The 14099-nt window shown below is 42.5% G+C and carries 9 protein-coding genes; 6 read left to right on the top strand and 3 right to left on the bottom strand.

Features of this window, described 5'->3' with window-relative positions; all coding sequences use genetic code 11:
* Positions 1 to 89 precede the first annotated feature (89 nt).
* The 3 genes from TPSD3_RS05950 to TPSD3_RS05940 are packed head-to-tail and all read left to right on the top strand — an operon-like array spanning position 90 to position 1797.
* Positions 90 to 743 (top strand): dual OB domain-containing protein, encoded by a 654-nt coding sequence (locus tag TPSD3_RS05950; RefSeq protein ID WP_086487664.1) that lies wholly within the window; start codon positions 90 to 92, stop codon positions 741 to 743.
* 23 nt (positions 744 to 766) lie between these two features.
* The gene (locus tag TPSD3_RS05945) at positions 767 to 1369 is read left to right on the top strand and encodes a DUF488 domain-containing protein (RefSeq protein ID WP_086487663.1); all 603 of its coding nucleotides are present in this window, start codon (positions 767 to 769) and stop codon (positions 1367 to 1369) included.
* On the top strand, positions 1366 to 1797 hold the full coding sequence (locus TPSD3_RS05940; RefSeq protein WP_176329756.1) for a DUF488 domain-containing protein: 432 nt from the start codon (positions 1366 to 1368) through the stop codon (positions 1795 to 1797). The genes TPSD3_RS05945 and TPSD3_RS05940 overlap by 4 nt, the downstream gene beginning before the upstream one ends.
* Here the strand turns inward: TPSD3_RS05940 and TPSD3_RS05935 are convergent.
* Entirely contained in the window at positions 1794 to 5096 is a 3303-nt protein-coding gene (locus TPSD3_RS05935) for a helicase-related protein (RefSeq protein ID WP_086487662.1), read from the bottom strand. The genes TPSD3_RS05940 and TPSD3_RS05935 overlap by 4 nt on opposite strands.
* 102 nt (positions 5097 to 5198) lie before the next feature.
* Here TPSD3_RS05935 and TPSD3_RS05930 point away from each other — a divergent pair, with 102 nt between their 5' ends.
* Both TPSD3_RS05930 and TPSD3_RS05925 read left to right on the top strand, forming a co-directional pair.
* Positions 5199 to 6689, top strand: a complete 1491-nt coding sequence (locus tag TPSD3_RS05930) for an NAD-dependent succinate-semialdehyde dehydrogenase (protein WP_086487661.1) — start codon at positions 5199 to 5201, stop codon at positions 6687 to 6689.
* A 19-nt stretch (positions 6690 to 6708) separates the two neighbouring features.
* Positions 6709 to 11466 carry an Ig-like domain-containing protein gene (locus TPSD3_RS05925; protein ID WP_086487660.1) on the top strand — a complete coding sequence of 1586 codons (4758 nt, stop codon included), beginning with the start codon at positions 6709 to 6711 and terminating at the stop codon, positions 11464 to 11466.
* A 20-nt stretch (positions 11467 to 11486) separates the two neighbouring features.
* Here the strand turns inward: TPSD3_RS05925 and TPSD3_RS05920 are convergent, their stop codons facing one another.
* Positions 11487 to 12449 carry a recombination-associated protein RdgC gene (locus tag TPSD3_RS05920; protein ID WP_086487659.1) on the bottom strand — a complete coding sequence of 321 codons (963 nt, stop codon included), beginning with the start codon at positions 12447 to 12449 and terminating at the stop codon, positions 11487 to 11489.
* A gap of 95 nt (positions 12450 to 12544) precedes the next feature.
* Positions 12545 to 12949, bottom strand: coding sequence for a hypothetical protein (locus TPSD3_RS05915; protein WP_245391534.1), 405 nt, complete (start codon positions 12947 to 12949; stop codon positions 12545 to 12547).
* A gap of 479 nt (positions 12950 to 13428) precedes the next feature.
* On the opposite strand from TPSD3_RS05915, the gene TPSD3_RS05910 reads away from it, so the two are divergent.
* The gene (locus TPSD3_RS05910; RefSeq protein WP_086487658.1) at positions 13429 to 14094 is read left to right on the top strand and encodes a phasin family protein; all 666 of its coding nucleotides are present in this window, start codon (positions 13429 to 13431) and stop codon (positions 14092 to 14094) included.
* The last annotated feature ends 5 nt before the right edge of the window (positions 14095 to 14099 follow it).

Genomic DNA, 14099 nt, shown 5'->3' with positions numbered 1-14099 from the left:
GGGGTTTAATGGGGGTTGGGGTGGGTGTTATAATAGCACTTGAGCATTTATAATTCAAAAAACATATCGTATTTAACAGGAGGAATTTTATGCCAAAGCGATCTATTATCATTACTGATCTTACAAAATTTAAACGCGACAATCCCGCAATTTGTCTCGCGGGAATTGACGTTATTACAGGTGAATGTGTTAGACCTTTGCCTTATTTAACACAAGATTTTTGTAAAGAACACGGCATAAAGCCACGTGTTATTTTATCGGGTGAATTTCTACCTGTTTCTAATCGCCAAAAGCCTCATTTAGAGGACGAAAATTATCGGCTAGATACCTTAAAAATTCAAGGTACTTTGTCAGCCATTCAGTTTAAACAACTGCTAGATAAATCCTTATCTAAAAATATTATTAGCGGATTTAATATGGAAAAATTGCCCAATGAACAAAAAGAAGCAAAAAAAATTGCACCGCACCCCGATTTAGACAAGTCAATTATCACTATTAAACCCATAAAAATTAAAATTATCAAAAGTGATTATGAAGAAAAATATAAATTACATTTGACAGATTCAACAGGAATAAACTATCCTTTTCTTCCAATAGTGGATTATTATTTTACGCGAGACATCAATAATTGTGAAGAATTTAATGCCGCCCTGACAGACAAAGAAATTTATTTAAGAGTGGGTTTAGGCAGAATTTACAATGATTTTTACTGGATTCAAATAAACGGAATATATATTTTTTAACCCTAAATAATAAGGTATTTATAATGAACAATATACTCTATAGCATAGGTCATTCTAACCATGATATTACTGCATTTATTGATTTATTAAAAATAAATGCGATTACTGCAATTGCTGATGTGCGTTCTCAGCCTTACAGCCGTTATGCGTCACAATACAATATGGAATCACTAAAAACATTCCTTTTGCAAGCGGATATATCTTATGTTTTCTTAGGTAAAGAATTGGGGGCGCGTTCAAGCGATATTTCTTGTTATCAACATGGTAAATTACAGTTTTCCAAATTAGCACAACAGTCACAATTTATTCAAGGATTAGAAAGACTCAAAAAAGGAATGAAAAGCTATTCTATAGCGTTATTATGTGCTGAAAAAGACCCTATTGAGTGCCATCGTGCCATCTTAGTTGCTCGCCAGCTTCACAATGAAAATATTTTGGTGAAACATATCCATGCTGATGGTTCAACCGAAACGCAGAATAACATGGAAGATCGTCTTTTACATTTATGCAAATTACCTGAATCTGATATGTTCAATACACGAGAACAATTACTTAATAAAGCCTATGAAATTCAAGCAGAACGAATTGCTTATGCTGACAACACCATGAAAGAAGTTGCAGCATGATTAAAATATTCACTATTGGATTTACTAAAAAAACAGCCAAACAGTTTTTTTTAAATCTTAAAAAAGCGGGCGTAAAATGCGTTATTGATGCCCGTTTAAATAACACATCACAACTTGCAGGATTTACCAAAAAAGAAGATTTAAAATTTTTCTTGCAAGAAATTTGCAATATTGACTATTTGCATCTTCCCAATCTCGCACCCACTAAAATCATATTAGAAACTTATAAAAATACAAAAAATTGGAAATTATATGAAGAGCAATTCATAAACTTAATGACTTCTCGCCAAATTGAAACTTTAGACCCAAAAATAATAAATAACTCCTGTTTATTATGCAGTGAAGAAACGCCTGAATTTTGTCATCGCAGATTAGTGGCGGAATATCTTTATGCAAAATGGGAACAAGTAGAAATTCAACATCTTTAAGCCCGCAATCCCAAGCTACAAATCACTCTAAATTCATTACTTTCTGCATTCTCATGCACCACACATAAACGTTTTTCTTGAAAAAGTGACATCACCGATTCTAACAAAGATTCATCACTGCAATTCTGCTTTAATTTAACACGCAATAACTCTAAAGCATCAATACACAAAGGATATTTTAATAACAATTCTAAAGCCTGTGACATATTCGGATACAATAATAAGCCACCTCTAAAATCACTTAAACGACGATAAACTTGTCCTTTAACCGATCTCTTAAAATGAAAACCTGAGAATGATTGCGCGTCATCTAGCGACAATTTAGCCAATACTTTTATCCGTTCAAAATGATCAGAATCTCGCGGCAATGCGGGCGTATCAGGCGTGCAAAAAGCCGCTTGCAATATCGCTTCTGGCGAATCAGTGATTATCTGCTCTTGAGCATCAATTAAGGCCACCATATCGCTGCCATTGGGCATACTGAAATAGACAATAGTGCCTGTTTGTTCAGCCGCTTTATTGGCATAAATATGATTAGGTAAATTCATAATTCTTTTTTCTAATGATGGATTTTCCTTAATCGCTTTTGACCAAATATTATGCGCCTCAGAAACTAAATCAATTTCCTGTTCTTTTTCATGTTCTAATACGTTAGATTTCTCATGATATAAGTCCAATAAAACTGTTTTATTCATATCATCTTCAAAAAAAGCCTCATCCGTTCCAATCACTTCTGCATTTTGCTGCAAACGCTGTTTTAAACGTTGTCGCAAACGAATTAATTTTTCCACGCCATCATCAGGTAAAAAGGAATAACATAAAATCGTATCAGCTTGTTGTCCAATTCGATCCACACGCCCCACGCGCTGAATTAAACGAATAATTGCCCATGGTAAATCATAATTCACCACAATCGCCGCATCTTGCAAATTTTGCCCTTCTGATAAAACATCGGTCGTAATTAAAATGCGTAATGGAGTTAATTGCGCGACAGCATCAGGAATTTTCTCATAACTCTTTGGACTAAATCGCATCGCAAATTCACTGGGAGATTCGCTTTGTCCTGTCACTGCGGCTAATTCAACAATACCTTGTGCCAATAAAGATTGTTCTAAATAAATAGCGGTATCTGCAAATTGAGTAAAGATTAAAATTTTTTCCGTAGGATGAACCTGTTGAATTAAATGCGCTAATACTTGCAATTTACTGTCTTGCGCTGGAGTAAATTGTGAAAACTCCTTGAATAAAGAAAACAACACATTAACATCATCTTGTAAATGCGTTATTAACAATGGTGAAAATTGACGCGCTGATAACCAACGAAATTGACCTTGTCCAGAGCGCGCTAACTCATATAATTCTTTGGCATGGCGACGTAAATGATCCAACGATATGGAAGTGTCTAATAATTCGCTATCAGAAGCCAAATTAGATTGAAATTCATCTTTATCTTTTTGTTCTAATGTACTTAAAACACGATTAATTTCGATAAGTTCGGTGCCGAGAGGAACAGACAAATCATTTTCTAAAGCATAAAGCATGACCAAATTACGCAACAGATGCCGTTTTAACGAATAAAAAAAGGCTTTCTCACTGCTTTCTAAACGCTTAAATAAATTAATCCGATAAAACCCCATTAAACGCCGTCCACTGCGTCTTAAATCGCTAATAATTTGCTGTTCTTCTTTGCTTAAATCCACTGTGGGCGTGACGTAACTCCCCAAACCATAACGCGGTAAATGCAGATTATTTAATAACTCAATAGTGTCCTCATTAATTAACCGTGCATAAACCGTATTTTTTATCACAGGAAAACGCAATGTTTTAGGTTGACGTTTTGGAAAAAAACTTTTATTATTATCCTCTAATAATAAATAATAACGCTGTTTTTCGACATCAAATTCACTGTAATTTTTCTGAATAAAACTACGGGTACGGCGCACCATATAAAGCCGCATTAAATCGCGCCAATCTTCAGGATGTTGACTGATGGCAAAAGCCTTTAACGAATATTCACTGCAATGACGCAATAAATCACGTTCCTCTTTAGTCGGATTAGCGAGTAATTTTCTGGGTTTAATCTCTAAATGATCTTCCATATCAATAAATAAACCCAATTGTCCCACTAAATCAGAATAATCTTTATTATAAGGCGTTGCCGATAATAAAATAACTTTGCTTTCATTTTTAACCAAATAACTGCGAATGGCTTTATAACGTTTGCCTTCTTGATGACGTAAATGATGACTTTCATCAATAATCACCAAATGATAACGCTTTAATTCGGGTAATTCTTTCTCTACTTGACTGATAGAAAGTACCCGCACCATTTTTAAATACTGATCGCAATAATGACTCCACATGGTGACCAAATTTTTAGGGCAAATAATTAATGTTTCTAAGCGATGAATTTCTTCAAAGATTTTTGCCAATACCGTTGCCATTAATGTTTTTCCCAAACCGACCACATCAGCTAATAACACGCCATTACGTTTTTCTAAATGACGCGCTGCCAATTGAATCGCATTTTCTTGATAAGTAAATAATTTTTTCCGAAATTGTCGCGGAATAAAAAATTCTTTCATTCCCATTCGTGCATCCGCAGAAAGATGATAAGCGATTTTTAAATAAACCTCGTAAGGTGTCACCGTCTGTTCCACCCAACTTTGTTCGATGGCGTGAATTAATGCGTCTGATATATCCACTGTTTTATTATCATTCCAGCGGGCATTAAACCAATCTGTTAATTTTTCCCCTGCTTCCTTTGTTTCTACATTTACATTTAACTCCCCTTGATTGGATAAACCCGATAAAGTTAAATTGCTACTGCCTAAATAACTAATTAGCGGATTAAAATCATCGTTTCTATAGGTTAAGTATAACTTGGCATGTAAGGGATGTCGTAAATATAATCTAATTTTGACTTTAGCTGATTTTAACTGCTGCAATAACTGCTTTAATTCCCGCTCAATATGATTTGTTGGCAGCATCCGCACCAATTGTAAACGGAACTCTTCAGCCGTTTTTAATTCTAAGGCGCGCATTGTTTTTGAATCAGGAATTTCTTCCTCTACCAAATCAAAATCCACTTTCCAATCATGATAAGTTTGTGCCATGCCAATTAAAACACGACAACAATGATTTTCTCCCCCTTGAAAATGATCCAGATCATTTGCTATATTTTTCCAACCTTTTACACTAAAATAACCAATACAAAAATCGGCACGATAAGCCACTTGCAAACTTTTTTGCAATGCAGGTAAAAATTTCTGTTCAATATTGTCAAAAATAGTAGGCATAATGTGAACCGATTAAAAAGTTAAAATAAATTGAGCGTCATTGATAGGGCGATTTTTTTATTGTTTTAATTGTTTTAATTCTGATAAAACAGGTGTCATGATATGATTTTAAGCGACAATGCCTTATTTAAACAACAGGCTTATGTCAACGGACAATGGTGTGAAGCCCGCGACCAACGTACCCTCACCGTAGTCAATCCCGCCACAGCAGCCGTTATCGCCACCGTCCCTCGTTTGGGTGCGGTCGAAACACAAACCGCCATCCGTGCGGCTTACGATGCAGGGTCTGCATGGCGGGCTTTAACCGCAAAAGAACGGTCGAATGTTTTACGTCAATGGTATGACCTGATTATCGCCCATCAAGCCGACCTCGCCCAACTGCTCACCGCAGAACAAGGTAAACCTTTGGCCGAAGCCCGTAGTGAAATTATTTACGGTGCATCGTATGTCGAATGGTATGCGGAAGAAGCCAAACGGGTGTACGGCGACACCCTTCCCAGTCCCAAAACCAGTCAACGCTTAGTCGTCATTAAACAAGCCGTTGGCGTGGCAGCGGCCATCACGCCGTGGAATTTTCCCAGTGCCATGATTACCCGCAAATGCGCGCCTGCACTGGCAGCAGGCTGTACGGTGGTGATTAAACCCGCCTCAAGTACCCCATTATCGGCGTTGGCTTTGGCGGAATTGGCACACCGCGCTGGCATTCCCGCTGGTGTATTCAATGTAGTCACTGGCGATGCCCGCGTCATCGGAGAAGAACTCACTCGTAATCCATTAGTACGCAAATTGTCCTTCACAGGTTCTACAGAAATCGGCCAACAATTGATGGCGCAATGTGCCACGACGGTGAAAAAAGTCTCTTTGGAATTGGGAGGGAATGCGCCTTTTATTGTATTTGATGATGCTGATGTAGAACAGGCTGTCGCGGGCGCGTTGGCTTCCAAATACCGTAACAGCGGGCAAACTTGTATTTGTGCCAATCGTTTTCTCATTCAATCAGGAATTTATCCCCGTTTTGCCGCAGCCTTAGCGGCCGAAGTTAGCCGTTTACAAGTCGGCGACGGCGCAAAAGCCGGCACACAACAAGGTCCCTTGATCAACCAAGCCGCTTTAGAAAAAGTTGAAGAATATGTCGCGGACGCAGTCGGAAAAGGCGCAAATGTATTGTGTGGAGGCAAACGCCACGAATTGGGCGGGTATTTTTTTCAACCCACTGTTTTAACGAATATTACGCCAGACATGCGCGTGGCAAAAGAAGAAATATTTGGCCCCGTCGCGCCTTTGTTCACTTTCGACACCGAAGCCCAAGCCATCGCCTTAGCCAATGAGACGGAATTTGGTTTAGCAGCTTATTTTTACAGCCGAGATATTGGCCGCGTATGGCGTGTGGCTGAAGCGTTAGAATACGGAATGATTGGCATTAATGACGGCATGATTTCCAGCGAAGCCGCTCCCTTTGGCGGCATGAAAGCCTCTGGTATCGGACGCGAAGGCGGATATTACGGTATCGAAGAATTTTTAGAAACCAAATATTTGTGTTTGGGCGGATTGTCACCCGTAGCAACAGCCCATGCCCATTCACAACCCTCTTAACCCGTGGATTTAACTCATCATGACCTTTCCAAGCCATTCGATGGTGAGCCTTTTATGCTACAGCTTATTCGCCCTGTTATTAACAGGATGTTTGGGTGGTGGCGGGGGCAGCGGAGACACCACCCCTCAAGAAAATAACACCGTCCGATTAATTAACAATCAAGTCCCTGCGGATGGCCGTACAGAAATTCAACTCACTGTAATTTCTCGACATCCAGACGGTACACTACGCGCAGGTGCGGCTGTTGCCCTCGCGCCGCAATCGGATAATGCGGTATTCAGTGCGTTGTCTGGAGTCAGCGATGCCAATGGTCGTTTTACGGTGACAGTGACCAATACGGTGGCCGAAACGTTTACTGTCAATGCGTTCATTGAGGGCAATCTTGTTGGCAATGCCAGTTTAACCTTCACACCAGTACAACAATTGGTTTCCATCACCGTCACAAACGATGAACAGCCCGCCGATGGCAGTAGTCCAATTCAATTCTCTGTCACCGTACGCGACGACAAGCGTTTAGGCGTGTCGGGGGCTGAGATTCAGTTGGCGGCTGATTCTGATACGGTACGATTCAGCGAGGTGTCTGGTGTCACGGATGCCGCGGGGCATTTCACCACCCGTATAATAAATACGGTCGCCGAAACAGTCGAAGTTGTGGTGCGGGTGAATGATCAAGAATACGAACGCCGTCATGTGACGTTTATCAGTTCAAGTCAGCGGGTGGCCTTGAGCGTATCTCCCGAACAAGTGTTGGCCAATGATCGAGATGAAGCCACTTTAACCATGATTGCGCGTCAAGAAAATAATACACCATTAGCCAATGTTCCCATTACTTTAGCCACTGAATCAAATACGGCTTCATTCAGTACATTATCGGGTGTAACGGATCAAAATGGTCGCTTACAGATCACCGTGCGCAATCGCGTGGCAGAGACGGTAGTGGTTAATGCGTTTATTGGAAAAGAACCTGTGGGCAGTGCGCGTGTAACGTTTGTGGCTGAAAAATCAGGACAATTCAGTGTGGATGTCAATCCAAGTAATCCAATTGCCAATGGTCAAAGTGCCACTACTTTAACAGTCATTGTCCGCAAAACAGACGGCACGGCTTCAGCCAATACGCCCATTGAATTTAGCACCCCTTCAAACACATTACGCTTATCCCAAATGTCTGGCCGTACCGATGCCAACGGCCGCTTGGCCATCACCGCCACCAATACGGTGGCGGAAACGGCGACGGTTCGTGTATTATCAAATGGAGTGGAAGTGAGTACGGCGCGTTTAACTTTTGTCAATGCAGAACAGCGTGTTGTTTTACATGTTACGGATAATCAGCAAGCCGCAAACGGTCAAGCGGCTATCACTATTGCGGCTATTGCGCGCAAAACAGATGGATCGGCTTTATCTGGATTACAAATAGAATTGGCAGCGGGGTCTAATTCGGCTTTGTTCAGCGCATTAAGTGGCGTAACGGATAACAACGGCCGTTTCACCGTAACCGTGACCAATCGCCAAGAAGAAACCTTTTCTGTCAAAGCCTTAGTAAACGGTCAAACCGCAGCAGAAGCCCAATTGATCTTTCTCAATCCCACTGCCAGCCGACGAGTACAGCAAGTGGATTTGGTGGTGACAGATAATTTTCGCCCTGCCAATGGTGTATCTCAAATTACACTCACCGTATCTGCTCGCGGTGCGAATAATGAGCCATTAAGCGATATTCCTGTCAGTTTGGAAAGTGATTCTACCTCTGCTTTATTTCGTGCGCTTTCAGGAACTACAGATAAAGAGGGGATTTTTCGTACCACAGTAGTCAACAGCCAAGCGGAAACGTTTAAAGTGACTGCCATTGCCGACGGCGTGCGCAGTCAGACGGTAGAAATCTCTTTTGCCGCATTAACTACAGTTATTGATTTAACCGCAGATCGAACTTTGGTGGGATTGGGTGGCACGATTCAAGTGACTGCAACATTAAGAGGCGAACCATTTGAAAAATTAGAAAATGGCGTTTTTGTCACCAGATACCGACTCCTTCCCAATACACCTGCGAGTGTCAGCGTTTCAGGTTCAGCCACTTTGGGACAAGTACCTACGGTTTCGGACATCAATGGACAAGTTATTTTTACTGTCAGCAGTCAAGCTCCAGAGCGGGTATTAGTGCGGGTCAATAGCGGATCAATTAGCCAAACCATTGAGTTATTTTTTGGCGCATTATTATCGCTTATTCCCCAGTCTATTAACACAATTGTGGAAACTGAATTAACCGCGTTACTTAAAGATGGCAATAACGCGCCATTAGCGGATCAGAATATTGAATTTAGTTTTGTGAATAGTAATCATGAAAGCCTGTCCAGTCGCCAAGTCAAAACAGCCGCCGATGGTACGGCTAAAATTAAAGTCACTGATGTGGCTAATGATGGCGGTCAAGCGATAGTACGCGCCAGTGCGGGCGGTTTGACTGCGGATGCTGAAGTGTTTTTTCAAGCAAATTTCCAAGAAGGTCGTCGTCGTTTAGCCATTTCCAGTACTGCTACGGTTTTAACTGTACAACAAACAGCGACCATTACCGCTAAAATTACCGATGACAAAGGCTTGCCGATCAGTGGGCAAGACATTGAAATCAAATTGTCCGATCTAAATGGTCAACCTTCTCCCGCACAATTGAGTGCTTCACGTGGAGTTAGCGATGCGCAGGGCGAATGGAGTGTGCGTGTCAACAGTCCTCGCGGTGCGAATGTGCGTGTGACGGTACAAGCCGCCACCGCACAACAAACTTTACCCTTATATTTTGGCGCGTCAGTGCGTTTAACCCCCCCCGCAGAACGCGCCTCTGTTGCAAGTTTAGTGAGATTAACCGCTTATTTGTCTGATTTTGAAAATGTAGGGATTGCCGGTGTTCCCTTAAATTTCCGCTTAGGCAGCGGTGAGGCATTGTTAGACCCTTTTCGTGTGAATACTGATCGCAGCGGTCAAGCCATGATTGAGGCTAGACAATATACAATGGGTGATTCGGAAGTTTTAGCCAGTGCCGATGCGTTACCGGCGGCGCGTTCTCAACTGACTTTTTTCTCGAATCAAACTGAAACCATAGAATTAAGCCGTGATGTCACTGAAGTCGCCATTAACGGTAAAGCCACCATCACCGCGATTGCCCGCGATGCCCAAAATAATCCCATGCCCGCAGGCACACCCCTGCGCTTTTTTACTGATGGGATGGGAACAATTACGCCAGAAGTCATCACCGACCAAGCAGGACAAGCTCAAGCTGTATTCACTGCTGATACGCGAGCAGGAACAGTCACTATTTCTGTAGAGCATTCAGGCACTGTCGCCCGCACGACGATCAATGTACTGCCTACCAGTGCGGGTTTAATTGAAGTGGCCAGCATAGAACCTGCTACCATTGGTATTGCAGACAGTGGCGCGCCTGAAACCAGCTTGATCACTTTTCGAGTAAAAGACGGTTTGGGCAATCAAGTCAGCGATGGCACGGCAGTGCGCTTTTCTTTGAGTAAAACCCGATTAAACGGCGGTGAAGCCTTATCTGTTGGCCAAGAATTTAGTCAATCGGAATTAACCGCTTACACCAATCATCAAGCTCTAGTGGCTGTGACCTTGCGCAGTGGTTCGGTGGCGGGCGGCGTGGATGTCATCGCCCAAGTGGAAAAGGTTAGCACGACTGCACGTGTATTGGTCGTTGGTGGATTACCTGATGGAGATCGCTTGTCTTTAGCCGCGGAACGATTAAACATTGCGGGCGGAGTGCGTTTTGGCATACAAAACAAAGTGACTGCCTATGTGTCGGATCGTTTTGGTAATATTGTTCCTGATGGGACGCGAGTGAGTTTTGTCACTGAAGGTGGAACGATTGGGACAAGTATTGGCACGGGCGCATTCTCTGAAACGACGCAATGGGGACAAGCTACTGCTGTTTTACAAACAGCGAATCCTGCGCCACCGTTGTTGGGTGGATTACCCACGTCGCGCCATATCGGACAAAGTATTTTAGGAGCAAGTTATGAATGTAGCGGTCGCTTTGCTTTGGTGAGTAATCCCACCGTAGGTAGTTCACTGTGTGGCAATCCCGGACTCTCTACCGTAGTGGCTTATACCACAGGCAGCGAAAGTTTTATCGATGCCAATGGTAATGGTGTATTCGATTTTGATGTAGATAGACACACAGAATTAGGCTACACCGATGCCAATGGCAATCGACGCTGGGATTTTGGTGAAATCATAACGGGGCGCGGTGATTTAAGCGAGCCTTACATTGAGGCGAATGATAATGGCACTTATGACGACGGAGAATTTTACATTGATGTCAATGGTAACGGGCGTTTTGACGGCCCTGATGGCGTGTATCAAAATAGCACAGTGATTTGGCGGGCGATGCGAATACTATTTTCCGACCGTCCCAGTCAGTTAATCGTGACTTTAGCCGATGGACAAGACCCCAATCATTTCTCTATTCCTGTGGGGGGCAGTTTGCGTTTTGTCGTGCAATCTGTCGCGGATCAATGGGGAAATCGCTTAGTGGGTGGAACTCGTTTTACTGTTTCTACCACAGCGGGAATATTGGGTGGTACGACAGAATTGGTTTTTGAAGACGGTATCGGACGCGGACATCAAAACTTGGTTTTCACGTTAGCCAGCGAAGTACAAACCAGCACGGAAGCCCCGCCCCCAGAACCCCGCAGTGCAACCATAACTGTGCGCATCGCGGGAGCAGAAGACAGTGGGGGGTCTGTTGAAGTGAGTTTTTCGGGAGGAATTAATGGACAGTAATGTTTATTTTTAACAGTATTTTAAACGCTCTGTTCCATTTGCTGATAGGCCGCTTCATTTTCGCCGCCAAAGACGACAATGAGGCGTTGTATTAAAGCGGTTAATTCGGCTGTTAATAAAATAAAATCCGCTTCTAATTGTTGCGCATCATTGATAGCGTGAGGCAGTGTTTCTTGAACACTGACCTCACTTGATTGATCTGCGTCTGTGTCGATTTCTTCCATTTGCAGGCGTTTAATGACGCATTCTTCATCAATGACAAAAGACAAGCGATCAGCCCATATTAACGCCAAACGATTCACCGCTTTACCTGCTTTCAAATGCCCATGAACTTCCTCTGCGGACAAATCCTGATGACGACAACTCACCGTTGCGCCCTCCGTTCCCGTATCCACCAATTGGCAGGCATCGGCTAAGGCAAAATCAGACGGATAATCTTGAGTGGCTAACCATTGCGTTAAAACCGTTGCTGGAGGATGCTTAAATTGTGGCACAACCACAGGCAAAGTTCCCAACGTTTGCCGCAATAATTGAATCATATCTTGGGCTTTTTTACGATTGCTGGTGTTTAGAATAAGCCAGCCATTTTTCGTATCAATATAAGCCTGCATTTTTTGAGAACGGGTAAAGGCTTGGGGAATTAATTCGCGGATAATTTCTTCTTGCAAGGCTTTTTTTTCTTTACCGCGAACCCTGCGTTGTTCTCGCATTTCAATGGCTTCAATTCGCTCTGCCAATACCTCTTGCACCACTGAAGCGGGTAACAATCGTTCTTGTCGTTTTGCCGTCACCAGAAAACAACCTTGATACGCCAGCGTGAATGCCTCTGATTCCCGTCCAAATGGAGACACCCACCCCGTACTTTCCATCTCCAATTGACCACAAGGACGAAATAACGCCGTTTTTAAACGATCTTGTAAAATCTGTTCTGTTAATGTGATGGGTTTTAAGAAACGGTAAAAGTGAACATTTTTAAACCACATTTTTGTTATCCTATAAAAAAATTATCGCACGCTAATAAATAAGGGATAATGCTTTATTAAAAAGCATTATCCCAATCCCACCATTCTCCCAACGATTAAGGGCATAATGGCGCGAGTTTACCCAACGAACGGCGTAACGATGCCCAACCCATGCCTAAATTGGCTTTACGACTGGTAATTAATACCACTAATGCGTCGGGTTTATCTGGGATAATGGTCATAAAATGATAGGTATTGTCTGTGGTCATTTGCACTTCTTTAATATAATTGACCCGTTTTATGCCGCGCATATTGGCAATCATGTCTTCAACCGCGCTGACGGTGCGGCCGCGAAACATGTCCACCGCAGCCGCAGCCACCGCATCTAAATAAGATTGGGTAAAATAAGGCACATTATGCGATACGCCCAGTAATAGACCACTGCTTAAATCCACCACCGCACAGCCTAAAGCTGAATCTACATCTTTGACAATGTCAGTACAAATTTGATTAATGCTCATGATCGCTCCATGTTTTATTATACGCCTATTAAAAACCACAAAAAATTTATCAACAAACACTTTAATTTTAGCGAATGTTTTTTTTACAACGCAAATTCTATTCCGTTACAAAAAGCCGCTTAACATCTTTTCACGACCTATGGCATTGTACATGGATTTTCCTTAAAACGTTAGCATTTAGCATGTAAGGCGATCATGAGCGCGCTAATGACTAAAAAGCGGTTCAGATCGAGATTATTTCTGTTTGGGTGCTTAATTTAGCCAAAAAATTTTAGGACTGAACTTTTTTGCTGCTATGCACAAAAGCAAGTCCACATCAGAGAAGACCAGCCAATAATGCTGACAACTTGCTGATCAAACACAATTAAAACTTGACAGCGTGTCCAAATTGGGCTATAAATTGTGCAATGCAACAAAAAATCCAGTCCAACCCACACCCGTCTTTCAAACATAACCTTCCACTCTTTTAGGAGCGATCTATGGAAATGCAATTCGTGCAATGGTCTCGTCTCAATCAGACCGTCGCTGAGTCGGTAAAAAAGACCAGTACCGTCAATAAAAACTTGATGATGAGCCTCAGCCAGCAACAAATGGACATCATGGGAATTTACATGGAAGGCGGCATCAAACAGATGCAAACCCTTACCCGGCCGCCACGCGATCTCCAAAGCACATTAACCACACAAACGGAATTGTTACAAGAATTTAACAAAAAATTGTTAAATAATTTTCGCGTGACTTTTGAAATTGTCATGGATGCCCGCCAAGAGATGAGCAAGTTATATCAAAAAAACTTGCAATCCCTGCGCAACCAATGGACACGCCCCGAAGCAGAACGTGAGACAATAGCCTTAGAACAGATGGCTACACCCGCGCCCATTGTTGCTGTTGCTGCCGCTGCCGAAACAGTCGCACAAGCAGAACAAGCGGTCATCGACATGACTCCAGCAGTCGTCACCACAGTGACAGAAGAAGTCACCACGGCGGTTGTTGAAACCGTCACCACGGCTGAAGCCACTGTCAGCACTGCGCCTGTTGAGATTCAAAGTGAAATTCAAGTTGAACCCGCTAAAACAATAGCAGAAAAAGCCACCGCCCCAGCGCGCCCTGCATCCACACGCGGTCGTGCCAGAAAAACTCGTTAAAATTC

Source organism: Thioflexithrix psekupsensis, from assembly GCF_002149925.1.
Classification (GTDB): domain Bacteria; phylum Pseudomonadota; class Gammaproteobacteria; order Beggiatoales; family Beggiatoaceae; genus Thioflexithrix; species Thioflexithrix psekupsensis.
The sequence above is the reverse complement of the archived record's forward strand: the minus strand, read 5'-3'. Positions and strand labels throughout refer to the sequence as shown.

Bases quoted from the DNA above. Each gene is read 5' to 3' on its own strand.
- TPSD3_RS05925 (WP_086487660.1), top strand. From the start codon at position 6,709: ATGACCTTTCCAAGCCATTCGATGGTGAGCCTTTTATGCTACAGCTTA.
- TPSD3_RS05915 (WP_245391534.1), bottom strand. From the start codon at position 12,949: ATGAGCATTAATCAAATTTGTACTGACATTGTCAAAGATGTAGATTCA.
- TPSD3_RS05920 (WP_086487659.1), bottom strand. From the start codon at position 12,449: ATGTGGTTTAAAAATGTTCACTTTTACCGTTTCTTAAAACCCATCACA.
- TPSD3_RS05910 (WP_086487658.1), top strand. From the start codon at position 13,429: ATGGAAATGCAATTCGTGCAATGGTCTCGTCTCAATCAGACCGTCGCT.
- TPSD3_RS05950 (WP_086487664.1), top strand. From the start codon at position 90: ATGCCAAAGCGATCTATTATCATTACTGATCTTACAAAATTTAAACGC.
- TPSD3_RS05935 (WP_086487662.1), bottom strand. From the start codon at position 5,096: ATGCCTACTATTTTTGACAATATTGAACAGAAATTTTTACCTGCATTG.
- TPSD3_RS05930 (WP_086487661.1), top strand. From the start codon at position 5,199: ATGATTTTAAGCGACAATGCCTTATTTAAACAACAGGCTTATGTCAAC.
- TPSD3_RS05940 (WP_176329756.1), top strand. From the start codon at position 1,366: ATGATTAAAATATTCACTATTGGATTTACTAAAAAAACAGCCAAACAG.
- TPSD3_RS05945 (WP_086487663.1), top strand. From the start codon at position 767: ATGAACAATATACTCTATAGCATAGGTCATTCTAACCATGATATTACT.